This window comes from Streptomyces sp. NPDC050549, assembly GCF_040655035.1.
In the GTDB taxonomy this organism is placed as follows: domain Bacteria; phylum Actinomycetota; class Actinomycetes; order Streptomycetales; family Streptomycetaceae; genus Streptomyces.
The window spans coordinates 249034-260879 of the sequence record NZ_JBFAJD010000008.1; the positions used below are offsets into that span (position 1 = coordinate 249034).

The 11846-nt window shown below is 69.0% G+C and carries 10 protein-coding genes; 8 read left to right on the top strand and 2 right to left on the bottom strand.

Going from position 1 to position 11846, the window contains the following annotated elements; genetic code table 11:
* Positions 1-48: 48 nt before the first annotated feature.
* Positions 49-1137, top strand: coding sequence for a hypothetical protein (locus AB0I51_RS15160; RefSeq protein ID WP_362975088.1), 1089 nt, complete (start codon positions 49-51; stop codon positions 1135-1137).
* Positions 1138-1154: 17 nt separating this feature from the next.
* On the opposite strand, the gene AB0I51_RS15165 is transcribed toward AB0I51_RS15160, so the two are convergent.
* Entirely contained in the window at positions 1155-2108 is a 954-nt protein-coding gene (locus AB0I51_RS15165; protein WP_362975090.1) for a hypothetical protein, read from the bottom strand.
* A 118-nt stretch (positions 2109-2226) separates the two neighbouring features.
* Positions 2227-2913, bottom strand: coding sequence for a class I SAM-dependent methyltransferase (locus AB0I51_RS15170; protein WP_362975092.1), 687 nt, complete (start codon positions 2911-2913; stop codon positions 2227-2229).
* Between the two features lie 294 nt (positions 2914-3207).
* Between AB0I51_RS15170 and AB0I51_RS15175 the strand changes: the two genes are divergently transcribed.
* From AB0I51_RS15175 to AB0I51_RS15205, 7 genes are all read left to right on the top strand, one after another.
* The gene (locus tag AB0I51_RS15175) at positions 3208-4446 is read left to right on the top strand and encodes an amidohydrolase (RefSeq protein WP_362975094.1); all 1239 of its coding nucleotides are present in this window, start codon (positions 3208-3210) and stop codon (positions 4444-4446) included.
* A 277-nt stretch (positions 4447-4723) separates the two neighbouring features.
* The gene (locus tag AB0I51_RS15180) at positions 4724-5764 is read left to right on the top strand and encodes a BMP family ABC transporter substrate-binding protein (RefSeq protein ID WP_362975169.1); all 1041 of its coding nucleotides are present in this window, start codon (positions 4724-4726) and stop codon (positions 5762-5764) included.
* Between the two features lie 228 nt (positions 5765-5992).
* On the top strand, positions 5993-7051 hold the full coding sequence (locus tag AB0I51_RS15185) for a BMP family ABC transporter substrate-binding protein (protein ID WP_362975096.1): 1059 nt from the start codon (positions 5993-5995) through the stop codon (positions 7049-7051).
* A gap of 302 nt (positions 7052-7353) precedes the next feature.
* Positions 7354-8988: an ABC transporter ATP-binding protein gene (locus tag AB0I51_RS15190; protein WP_362975171.1), complete on the top strand. Its 1635-nt coding sequence runs from the start codon at positions 7354-7356 to the stop codon at positions 8986-8988.
* Positions 8985-10109, top strand: a complete 1125-nt coding sequence (locus tag AB0I51_RS15195) for an ABC transporter permease (RefSeq protein ID WP_362975098.1) — start codon at positions 8985-8987, stop codon at positions 10107-10109. The genes AB0I51_RS15190 and AB0I51_RS15195 overlap by 4 nt, the downstream gene beginning before the upstream one ends.
* On the top strand, positions 10109-11371 hold the full coding sequence (locus AB0I51_RS15200; RefSeq protein WP_362975100.1) for an ABC transporter permease: 1263 nt from the start codon (positions 10109-10111) through the stop codon (positions 11369-11371). Before AB0I51_RS15195 ends, AB0I51_RS15200 begins: the two co-directional genes overlap by 1 nt.
* On the top strand, positions 11368-11778 hold the full coding sequence (locus AB0I51_RS15205) for a cytidine deaminase (protein ID WP_019066919.1): 411 nt from the start codon (positions 11368-11370) through the stop codon (positions 11776-11778). The genes AB0I51_RS15200 and AB0I51_RS15205 overlap by 4 nt, the downstream gene beginning before the upstream one ends.
* The last annotated feature ends 68 nt before the right edge of the window (positions 11779-11846 follow it).

Sequence of the window (11846 nt, forward strand, 5' to 3'; positions counted from 1 at the left end):
ACCATCAAGCGCCAGCGTCACTTACGGTCACGGGACGGTCGTACGACAATGAGCCCCCACGCCGGCACCGCCGGCCTCACCCCCCACACTCTCGCGTTCGTGGAGAGTCCGGTACAGCTTCTGAACGTGCTGGAGTGGGCGCACCTCGGTGCGCCCCGGGCCGAGGAGGCACCCGGCGGGGGGCTCACCCTCGTGGTCCTGTCGCCGACCGACCCGATGACCCGCGGCCAGCTGCGCCGCATGGCCGACCTCGCCCGCGACGAGGGCCACACCGTGCGCTGGGAGGAGGCGCGGGGCGGACCCGCGGCCCCCTTCCAGACCATCGGCGGCCTCACCCGGCTGCTGCGCAAGGCGGACCGGATCGTCATGGGCGACCCGTTCTCGCGATACGTCCAGCTGCTGCTGACGATCACCAGGGCACGCGACCTGGTGGTGGTGGACGACGGCACCGCGACGATGGAGTTCGTCGCCCAACTCGCCAGCGGGGAACGCCTGGTGCGCTGGCACCGCAAGGGCGGCCGACCCGGCCCCCGCGACCTGATCTTCGCCCCGGTGTCGTCCTCGGCCCGCCGCCGTCTGACCCCCAGCACCCGCCGCAGGGTGGAGATCTTCTCCTCCATGCCGATCGAGGAGACCCCGGAGGGCGTCACGATCACGGCGAACGAGTTCGCCTGGACCCGCGCCACCTTCGGCCCGCCCCGGATCACGAAGGGCGCGGACATGGTCGGCACGTCCCTGGTGGAAACGGGCGTGGTGGACGCCGACCGCTACGTGGAGGCGGTCGCCTCTCTCGCCAAGGCCCACGGCGCGACGCGGTACTTCGCCCACCGCCGCGAAAGCACGGAGAAACTCCACCGGTTGGCCGTCGAGACGGGCCTGGAGATCGTCCGCCCGGACCTCCCGCTTGAGCTCATCGCCCGCCGGGGACCCATCGGCCGCACGATCCTCAGCTTCCCGTCGACGGTCGTCCACACCTTGCCGCTGGCCCTGGTCGGCACGGAGGTCCGAGTCGCGGTCTGCGACATCGATCCCGCCTGGATGACGGAGAACGCCTCGCCTCGGGCGCAGGGGTTCCTGTCGGGGGTCACGGGTACGGCGAAGGATGTGCATCGGTTGTCGGCGGTTACGGCGGCGTAGGCGGAAGGGGGCGGGGATCAGGCCGCCTCGGGCCCGGTCCCCTGAGTCTCCGGGTCCGCTGCGAACAGGTCCTCCGCCCGCTCGACCGTGCGGGAACGCTCCAACCAGGCGTCCATGCGGTCGAGATCGGTGCAGGCGGTGATGCGCTCGCGCACGCTGTCCGGTACGGGGATGCCGCGCACCTCCAGCACGAACAGAATCCCCTTGGCCTCGCCTGCGGCCTCACCCTGGGCCCTGCCCTCTGCTTCACCCTCGGCCCTGCCCTCAAGGTAGGCCGTCTCACGGACCGTCCCCCGGCCGGGGAAGTAGCTGACGAACGACATGATTTCCTTCCACTGCATTCCCGCGGGAGTGTTACCCAGGTTGATTTCCAGGAACTCGGCGAAGTACCCGACCGTCTCGGGGTCCGTTTCCTGGAGTTCTTGGAGGACGTTGCCGATCGACTCCAGTATGGCGCCGCACTCGGGGGTGCGGGCGTGGGCCACGGCGGAGAGGACGGCCAGCGCGAGCTTCTTCGCCACGGTCCTGGTGTCGGTGATCACCGGCAGGTTGTCCGGCCCGGCGACGAGCGGATACGTCCGCAGGGCCGTCCATTCGCTCGTGCCGCATTCGAAGGGACCGACCGCCCACTTGGCAGTGGCCCGGTCCTGGCAGACCACGAGAAGCAGCACGGGCAGCCGGTACTTGGCCTGGAGGTAGGCGATGTAGTACGCCCAACTCGCCGCTTTCGCCTCCTTCTTGTCCGACTGGGCCTCGATGGCGAGCAGGAAGTCCTCACCGTCGGACTGGCCGATGCGCAGGACCGTGTCCACCCGGCGTTCCAGCGGCCGCGTCTCCGTCACGTCCGTGGTGACGGCGTCCACGGTCGCCTTGGCGGACAACGGAACCTCCAGAACCTTGAACACGGGCGCCAGGATCTCGGGCCGCTCCTGGAAGATCCGGTGCATGCCCTCGTGGGTTGATGTGACCATGTGCGCAACCTAGGTTGATCAAGGGGCGGGGCGTCCGGACGATCGGGATGCGTTCACCCTTTCGAGTGCCGCCGAAACGTTCACGCCGCTGTAGCGGGAGCCCCTTGAACGCCGACCGTCACCCCGCCGCCTCCACCGGCTTGTGAGCCAGTGCGAAAGCCCGGCCCCACTTCTGCTGACCCTGGGGCTCGACGCGGGCCTGGGCGTACAGGTTCAGGCCCGCTCCGGTGAGGTACGCGGCGACCTGGGCCGGGGTGCGGAAGTAGTAGTCGAGGGAGATGTCCTGGCCGTAGCGCTCCGTCATGTGGATGTGCTCGCCCTCCGAGGCCTGGAAGGCGAGCAGGACGTAGCCCCCGGGCCGCAGGACCCGGTGGAACTCCGAGAGGACGGCGGGCAGTTCGGGGTCCGGGACGTGGATCGTGGAGTAGAGGGCGATGATGCCGCCCAGCGTCGCGTCCGGTACGTCCAGCGATGTCATCGAGCCGACGTCGAACCGGAGTTCGGGATGCGCCTCGCGGGCCAGCGCCACCATGTGCGGGGAGATGTCGATGCCGAAGGCCGGGAGGCCCAGGGCGTTCAGCCGGGCTGTCACATAGCCGGGGCCGCTGCCCACGTCGGCAACCGGCGCCTCGGGCGCCGCCGCGCGGACGAGGCCGGCGAAGGCGGTCAGCAGGCCGTGTTCGAGGGGGCCGTCGCCCAGGCCGTCGGGGTGTTCCGCGCTGTACGCGGGGGCGATCGCGTCGTAGGAGGAACGGGTGGCCTCTATGAAGTCCGCGGGTGCGTCCGTGTACGAGTCGTCGGTCACGTCGGCGGACCCTAGCAAGGGCCGGCGGCCCGGAGATCCACTTCCCGCCAGATCCAAGGGCGGACACGCTGTGTAGCCGTAACGTCGCGTGGTCGTGAGGATTCCGGGATGCGGACGGGGCAGGCCGACGCTCGACGGGACGTGGTATCCCAGAAGAAGCGGGAAGCATACCCATCCCCGCGCGCAGCTATGCGGCCGGCGGTCAGATTTTCTTCGTCTAACGGGTTGAAGTTTTGTTGATCGAGGGTCAGTCGACCACCCGGGCGCCCTACCCTTCAGAGGGTGAAGCAATTGATGTCACCAGAGTCCGAGGCATCCGAGGCAGAGCCCGAGGCCGAATCCGTCGGGAACGTGCTTCCGGGCGCCCTGCCGGAGGCCCTGCGCGCCGAACTCGTCGCGTTCCGCCGGGACTTGCACATGCATCCCGAGCTGGGCAATCAGGAGTTCCGGACCACCGCCGCGATCAAGGCCCGGCTGGAGCAGGCCGGTCTGGAACCGCGTGTCCTCGCCATCGGGACCGGGCTCGTCGGTGACATCGGCCCCCGCGACACGGCCGTACCCATGCTCGCGCTGCGCGCCGACATCGACGCCCTGCCCATCCCGGACACGAAGAGTGACTGCGCGTACCGCTCCACCGTGCCCGACCGTGCCCACGCCTGCGGCCACGACGTGCACACCACCGTGGTGCTGGGCGCCGGTCTCGTGCTGGCCCGGCTGCACGAACAGGGGCTGCTGCCCCGGCCGGTGCGGCTGCTCTTCCAGCCCGCCGAGGAGATCCTGCCCGGCGGCGCCGCCGACGCCATCGAGTCCGGGGTGCTGGAGGGGGTCGGGCGGATCATCGCCGTGCACTGCGATCCCAAGGTGGACAGCGGGAAGATCGGGTTGCGGGTCGGCCCCATCACCTCCGCCTGCGACCGGCTGGAGGTCTCCCTCGACGGGCCGGGCGGCCACACGGCCCGGCCGCACCTCACCACCGACCTGGTGACCGCCGCCGCCCGGGTCGCCACCGACGTGCCCGCCCTCGTCGCGCGCCGCATGGACGCGCGCAGCGGGGTCTCCGTGACCTGGGGGCGGATCGAGTCCGGCCACGCCCCCAACGTCATTCCGCAGCACGCCGAGCTGTCGGGCACCGTACGGTGTCTCGATCTCGACGCCTGGCGGCGGGCGCCCGACATCGTGCACGCGGCCATCGACGAGGTCGCAGGGCTGCACCGGGCCAAGACCGTGATCGACTACGTACGCGGGGTGCCGCCCGTGGTCAACGACGTGCTCGTCACCGAGCTGCTGCGGGACGCCATGGTCGCGCGCCGGGGCCCGCTCTCCGTCGAGGACACCGAGCAGAGCCTGGGCGGCGAGGACTTCTCCTGGTACCTGGAGCACGTGCCGGGCGCCATGGCCCGGCTGGGCGTGCGCACGCCGGGGGAGCGGACCGTACGCGATCTCCACCAGGGCGACTTCGACGCCGACGAGTCCGCGATCACCGTCGGCGTGGAGCTGTTCACCGCCGCCGCGCTGATCGACGCGGCTCTCTGACCGGAAGGGGGCGGCAGGGGTGCCCGTTCGGTACCCCTACGTCCGCTTGTGTCACCCGGGTGTAACCACCGGCGCGTGAACGTAACGCGGCGGCGGCACGATCCGGTAACGGCACGGAGAAACCCCGTTCCCCTCCTCGTCTACGCGCGTTACTGTGCGCGGAAATCGCCACCAGAGGCGGCGCGTTGGGGAAGCGGTCCGGTGACGGTGCCGTGAGGACGAAGGAGTGCTTGCTGTGCGTCATACATCTCGGAGGACGAAGTTCTCCCAAGCCGCGGTGGCCGTCACGGTCATCGCCCTCGCGGCTACCGCGTGCGGTAGCTCCAGCAAGGATGCCAACAAGGCCAGCGACAGTTCGTCGTCCTCGTCCGGCAAGTACACCGGCAAGGGCATCGGCCTCGCCTACGACGTCGGCGGCAAGGGCGACCAGTCCTTCAACGACGCGGCCTACGCCGGTTTCCAGAAGGCCGAGAAGGAGTTCAACCTCACCGGCCGCGACATCGAGCCGCAGGACAACGAGTCCGACGCGGACAAGGTGCAGCGCCTGGAGAGCCTCGCCCAGGCCGGCTACAACCCGGTGATCGGTGTCGGCTTCGCCTACGCCCCCGCCGTCAAGGAAGCCGCCGCGAAGTTCCCGAACATCACGTTCGGCATCATCGACGACGAGCAGGACAAGGCCGCCAACGTGGCCGACCTCGTCTTCCACGAGGAGCAGTCCTCGTACCTCGCGGGCGTCGCCGCGGCCAAGGCGACCAAGAAGAACCACATCGGCTTCATCGGCGGCGTGGACGTCCCGCTGATCCACAAGTTCGAGGCCGGCTTCGACCAGGGCGCCAAGTCCGTCAACCCGAGCATCAAGATCGAGTCGCAGTACCTGACGCAGACCGCGGCGCAGGGCGGCTTCTCCAGCCCCGACAAGGGCAAGGACGCCGCGAGCGGCCAGATCGACGCGGGCGCGGACGTCCTGTATGCCGCCGCCGGTCTCTCCGGCCAGGGCGTCATCTCCGAGGCCTCCGCCAAGGGCGTGTGGGCCATCGGTGTGGACTCCGACCAGTACAACCAGAAGGCGCTCGCCAAGTACAAGGACTCCATCCTCGGCTCGGCGCTCAAGAACGTCGGCGGCGCCGTGTACGACCTGGTGAAGTCCGTGTACGAGGGCAAGCCCAAGACCGGCGTGATCCGCTACGGCCTCGACAACGACGGCGTCGGCTTCGCCGACTCCAACCCGAAGTACAAGGCCATGACCGCCGCCGTGGCGGCCGTCGACAAGGCCAAGCAGGACATCATCGACGGCAAGGTCACCGTCAACACGAAGTAGTTCGACGCGCGAGAACCACGCACGAAAACTACGCCCTCCGGGCATCGTTGCAGCCTGGCGCCCCTTGCCTCCCGCAAGGGGCGCCAGGCTGTCCGTACGCTGGCCACCATCTGTGGCCACAGCTCTATAACGGACCGGACAGATGGGGTTTTCCGTCTGGTCTACGCGCGTTACGCTGCGGCGGAACCAGCGCCTGGTTTGGGCGCTTGCACTAAGGAGTCTCGTTCCATGCGCCGGGTGTCCCGAATCGCGGTTGCAGGCGTTGCAACCGCAGCTCTTGCAGTAACCGTCTCCGCCTGCGGCAGCTCGTCCAGCGAGTCCAGCTCCAGCAGCAGCTCCTCCGGCACGTCCAAGGGCATCGGTCTTGCCTACGACGTCGGCGGCAAGGGTGACCAGTCCTTCAACGACGCCGCCTACGCGGGTCTGCAGAAGGCCGAGAAGGACTTCGGCGTCAGCGGCCGTGACGTCGAGCCGCAGGACAACGAGTCCGACGCGGACAAGGTGCAGCGCCTGGAGACCCTCGCCAGGTCCGGCTACAACCCGGTGATCGGTGTCGGCTTCGCCTACGCCCCCGCCGTCAAGGAAGCCGCCGCGAAGTTCCCGAAGATCACCTTCGGCATCATCGACGACAACACCATCAAGGCCGACAACGTCGCCGACATGGTCTTCCACGAGGAGCAGTCCTCCTACCTGGCCGGCGTCACCGCCGCGCTGACCACGAAGTCGAACACCGTCGGCTTCATCGGCGGCGTGGACGTGCCCCTGATCCACAAGTTCGAGGCGGGCTTCGAGCAGGGCGTCAAGGACACCAAGAAGGGCGTCACGGTCAAGGCGCAGTACCTGACCCAGACCGCCGCCCAGGGTGGCTTCTCCAGCCCCGACAAGGGCGAGGCCGCCGCCGACGGCCAGATCGAGGCCGGCGCGGACGTGGTCTACGCGGCCGCCGGTCTCTCCGGCCAGGGCGTCATCAAGTCCGCCGCCGCGCACAAGGTGTGGGCGATCGGCGTCGACTCGGACCAGTACAACCAGGCGGCGCTGGCGAAGTACAAGAACTACATCCTGACCTCGGCGCTGAAGAACGTCGCAGGCGCGGTGTACGACCTCTCCAAGTCCGTCATCAAGGACAAGAAGCCGCTGAGCGGCGAGATCCGCGGCTCGCTGAGCAACGGCGGCGTCGGCCTGGCCGACTCCAACCCGACCTTCAAGAACAACGCCACCCTGCAGGCCGCCCTCGCGAAGGCCGAGGCGGGCATCAAGGACGGCTCGATCACGGTCAAGACCTCCTGAACCATCGGTTCCAGGCCAGTCAGGACCATGGCCAAAAGAGCGCTGTAATGACAGCGTTACGGCCACGGAACGGGGCGCGGGGAGGATGGCCGACTCGCGCCCCTGCCGACGGGAGACCGGCGGCAGGGACGCACCCCGTTCGCGCGGCAGAATGCTCGGAACGGATCGGAGACCGGACAAAAACCGATCGGGTCCGGGCACTATTTAAAGCAGGGGCGCTACGCGCGTAGAGAGGCCCCTTTCCATGAGGAGAGTTCGCCATCGACGCGTCCAGCAACCCTCCACTCGGCGATCAGTCGACGATCGCGGTCGAGCTGGTGGGGATCACCAAGCGATTCCCGGGTGTCGTCGCCAACAGCGACATCCGCTTCAGTGTCCGCAAAGGCACCGTGCACGCTCTCGTGGGCGAGAACGGCGCCGGCAAGTCGACCCTGATGAAGATCCTGTACGGCATGCAGAAGCCGGACGAGGGCACCATCGCCGTCGACGGCGAGCACGTCACCTTCTCGTCGCCCGCCGACGCCATCGCCCGCGGCATCGGCATGGTCCACCAGCACTTCATGCTCGCCGACAACCTCACCGTCCTGGAGAACGTGGTCCTGGGCAGCGAGAAGCTGCACGGCATCGGCGGCGGCGCCCGCAAGAAGATCAAGGAGATCTCCGACCGCTACGGCCTGAACGTCCGCGCGGACGTCCTCGTCGAGAGCCTCGGTGTCGCCGAGCGCCAGCGCGTCGAGATCCTCAAGGTCCTCTACCGCGGCGCCCGCACCCTGATCCTGGACGAGCCCACCGCCGTCCTGGTGCCGCAGGAGGTCGACGCCCTCTTCAGGAACCTGCGCGAGCTGAAGTCCGAGGGCCTCGCGGTCATCTTCATCTCGCACAAGCTGGGTGAGGTCCTGTCGGTCGCCGACGAGATCACCGTCATCCGGCGCGGCACCACGGTCGGTACGGCCGTCCCCTCCGCGACCACCCCCCGCCAGCTCGCCGAGATGATGGTCGGCAGCGAACTGCCCACCCCGGAGACCGCCGAGTCGACGGTCACCGACAAGCCCGTCATCGAGGTCAAGGGCCTCACCGTCTACGCCGCCGGCGCCTCCCTCGGCCCCGAGTCGGAGCCCGTGGGCGGCGGACTGGTCGGCGACGCGGCCGTCGGCGGCGACGCCAAGCGCGTTCTCGACGACGTCACCTTCACCATCCACGCCGGCGAGGTCATGGGCATCGCGGGCGTCGAGGGCAACGGCCAGACCGAGCTGATCGACGCGCTGATCGGCCTGAAGAACGCCGACTCCGGCACCATCAGCTTCCTCGGCGAGGACATCACTCCCTGGGCCACCCGCAGGCGCCGCGAGCACGGCATCGGTTACATCCCCGAGGACCGCCACCGCCACGGCCTCCTCCTGGAAGCCCCGCTGTGGGAGAACCGCATCCTCGGCCACGTCACCGAGGACCCCAACTCCAAGGGCGTCTGGCTGGACATCAAGGGCGCCCAGGCCGACACCCGCAGGATCGTCGAGGAGTACGACGTCCGCACCCCCGGCATCGACGTCACCGCCGCCTCCCTCTCCGGCGGCAACCAGCAGAAGCTGATCGTCGGCCGCGAGATGAGCCACACGCCGAAGTTCCTGATCGCCGCCCACCCCACCCGCGGTGTGGACGTCGGCGCGCAGGCCGCGATCTGGGACCACGTCCGCGCGGCCCGCCGCGAGGGCCTGGCCGTGCTGCTGATCTCCGCGGACCTGGACGAGCTGATCGGCCTGTCGGACACCCTGCGCGTGATCTACGACGGCAGGCTGGTCGCGGACGCCGACCCGGCCACCGTCACCCCGGAGGAGCTCGGCTCGGCCATGACCGGCGCCGCGTCCGGTCACCTCGAACACGTCGAAGAGTCCGCAGAAGACGGCGCCGACGACACCGCCCCGGAGGACGAGGCCCGATGAAGAAGTTCGACAAGGAGCGCGTGCTCCTCGCCGTGGCCGGCCCGGTCATGGCGCTTGTCGCCGCGATCCTGCTGACCTCGGTCGTGCTGCTCGCCTCGGGCAAGAACCCGATCGAGCCGTACACGCTGATGCTCCAGCAGATCGGGTACTCGGACGTCCAGGTGCTGATCATCAACCAGGCGTCGATGTACTACATCGCCGCCCTGGCGGTCGCCCTGGGCTTCCGGATGAACCTGTTCAACATCGGCGTCGACGGCCAGTACCGCCTCGGTGCCGTGATGACCGCGGTCGTCGGCGCGCACATCGGCCTGCCGGCCGTCCTCCAGGTGCCGCTGCTGCTCCTCGTCGCGATCCTCACCGGCGCCTTCTGGGCCGGCATCGCGGGTGTCCTCAAGGTCACCCGCGGGGTCAGCGAGGTCGTCGCGACGATCATGCTCAACGCGATCGCCACCAGCCTGATCCTCTACCTCACGCAGACCAACACCTGGGGCGTGCAGGTCGGCAACAACATGACGACCGGCATCATGAAGAAGTCCGGCTGGATCCCCGGCATCGACCTGGGCTCGGACGTCGGCGAGATCTACGGCCTGGTCTTCCTCGCCGTGATCATGGGTGTTCTGTACTGGCTCGTCCTCAACCGCACCCGCTTCGGCTTCGACCTGCGCGCCACCGGCGCCTCCGAGACCGCCGCCGCGGCCTCCGGCGTAGACGCCAAGCGCATGACCCTCACCGCGATGCTGATCTCCGGCGGTGTCGCGGGCCTCGCCGGTCTGCCGCTGCTGCTCGGCGACAGCCACACCTACAGCCTCACATTCCCCGAGGGCCTGGGCTTCACCGCGATCGGCATCGCCCTCCTCGGCCGCAACAACCCGGGCGGCATCGCCCTCGCAGCCCTCCTCTGGGCCTTCCTCGACAAGGCGTCGCCCGCGCTGGACTACGCGACCCCGGTCGCGTACCAGAAGGAGATCGCGACGATCATGCAGGGCCTGATCGTCTTCGCGGTCGTCATCTCGTACGAGGTCGTCCGCACCTGGGGCCTGCGCCGCCAGCAGAAGCGCGTCGGTGAGGAACTCGCCGCCGCCGCGATCGACAACTCCGAGAACAAGGAGGTGGCGGCCTGATGTCCACCGCGACCATCGCCAAGCCCAAGGCGCAGCAGCCCGGCAAGGGCGGCCGCCGTTTCTCGCTCCCCGTGCTCCTGCTGATCATCGCGGGCGCGCTGATCCTCACCTCGGTCGTCCGACTGATCACCGGCGCGGACGGCATCACCTCCACCGGCCAGATGTCCACCGCTCTGCGGGCCGCCGTGCCGATCGGGCTCGCCGGTCTCGGCGGTCTGTGGGCGGAGCGCGCGGGCGTCGTCAACATCGGCCTCGAAGGCATGATGATCCTCGGCACCTGGTTCGGTGCCTGGGCCGGCTACCAGTGGGGCCCGTGGACCGGTGTCGTCTTCGGCATCGTCGGCGGCTGCCTGGGCGCGCTGCTGCACGCCATCGCCACGGTGACGTTCAACGTCAACCACATCGTCTCCGGTGTCGCCATCAACATCCTGGCGCTGGGTACCACCCGCTATCTGTCGAAGTTCACCTTCGCCAACACCGAGCAGGGCTCCGCCAAGCAGTCCCCGCCGATCGACTCCCTGGGCACCTTCGACATCCCCGGTCTGTCGAGCTGGCTGGACACGCTCAACGAGAAGCACTGGTTCCTGATCTCGGACATCGCGGGCCTGATCGGCGGTCTGATCACCGACCTCTCCCCGCTCACCGTCATCGCGGTGGCCCTCGTACCGGCCACCTGGTGGATCCTGTGGCGCACCGCCTTCGGTCTGCGCCTGCGCTCCTGCGGCGAGAACCCGGTGGCCGCCGAGTCCCTGGGCGTCAACGTCTACAAGTACAAGTACATCGCCGTGATCATCTCCGGCGGCTTCGCCGGCCTCGGCGGCGCGTTCCTGTCGATCGTCGCGTCCAACGTCTATCTCGACGGCCAGACCGGCGGCCGCGGTTACATCGGCCTCGCCTCGATGATCTTCGGCAACTGGATGCCGGGCGGACTCGCCCTCGGCGCGGGCCTGTTCGGCTACACCGACAGCCTCAACCTGCGCGGCGGCGCCACCAACGTCCACGCGCTGATCCTGTTGCTCGGCTTCCTGCTGGTGGCCGGCTGCGCCTACCTGGTGTGGAAGAAGCGGTACGTTCCCGCCGGCATCACCGCCGCCGTCGCGGCCGTGATGTTCGTCTGGTACGCCACCACCGACCAGGTCCCGACCCAACTGGTCGGCGCCAGCCCGTACATCGTCACCCTGCTGGTCCTCTCGCTGTCCGCGCAGCATCTGCGGATGCCGAAGGCGGACGGCCTGCCGTACCGGAAGGGACAGGGCAAGTGACCTCGCCGGCCGCCGAGTTGGCCGTGGACTGGGACGAACTGCGCGCCGAGGCGCGGGAGGCGATGTCCCACGCCTATGCCCCGTACTCGGGCTACCCCGTGGGGGTCGCCGCCCGGGTCGACGACGGGCGTACGGTCTCCGGCTGCAACGTGGAGAACGCGTCGTACGGTCTCGGCCTGTGCGCGGAGTGCGGGCTCGTGTCCGACCTCCAGCGCACCGGCGGTGGCCGGCTGACGCACTTCACCTGCGTCGACGGCAAGGGCGACATCCTCGTCCCGTGCGGTCGCTGCCGTCAGCTGCTGTACGAGTTCGGCGGTCCCGGTCTGCTGGTGGAGACACCGGCGGGCATCCTGCCGCTCTCGGAGATGCTCCCGCAGGCCTTCGGGCCGGACCATCTCACCAGGTAACTCCCGTGCGGCCCCGCTGAGTTGGTTCAACTCCCTCAGCGGGGCCGCGCATTTTCTGAACGTTCGGA

What these genes read in the sequence shown, in the direction of transcription:
- AB0I51_RS15195 (WP_362975098.1), top strand. Translation starts at nt 8,985, where the DNA reads ATGAAGAAGTTCGACAAGGAGCGCGTGCTCCTCGCCGTGGCCGGCCCG.
- AB0I51_RS15200 (WP_362975100.1), top strand. Translation starts at nt 10,109, where the DNA reads ATGTCCACCGCGACCATCGCCAAGCCCAAGGCGCAGCAGCCCGGCAAG.
- AB0I51_RS15185 (WP_362975096.1), top strand. Translation starts at nt 5,993, where the DNA reads ATGCGCCGGGTGTCCCGAATCGCGGTTGCAGGCGTTGCAACCGCAGCT.
- AB0I51_RS15175 (WP_362975094.1), top strand. Translation starts at nt 3,208, where the DNA reads ATGTCACCAGAGTCCGAGGCATCCGAGGCAGAGCCCGAGGCCGAATCC.
- AB0I51_RS15160 (WP_362975088.1), top strand. Translation starts at nt 49, where the DNA reads ATGAGCCCCCACGCCGGCACCGCCGGCCTCACCCCCCACACTCTCGCG.
- AB0I51_RS15165 (WP_362975090.1), bottom strand. Translation starts at nt 2,108, where the DNA reads ATGGTCACATCAACCCACGAGGGCATGCACCGGATCTTCCAGGAGCGG.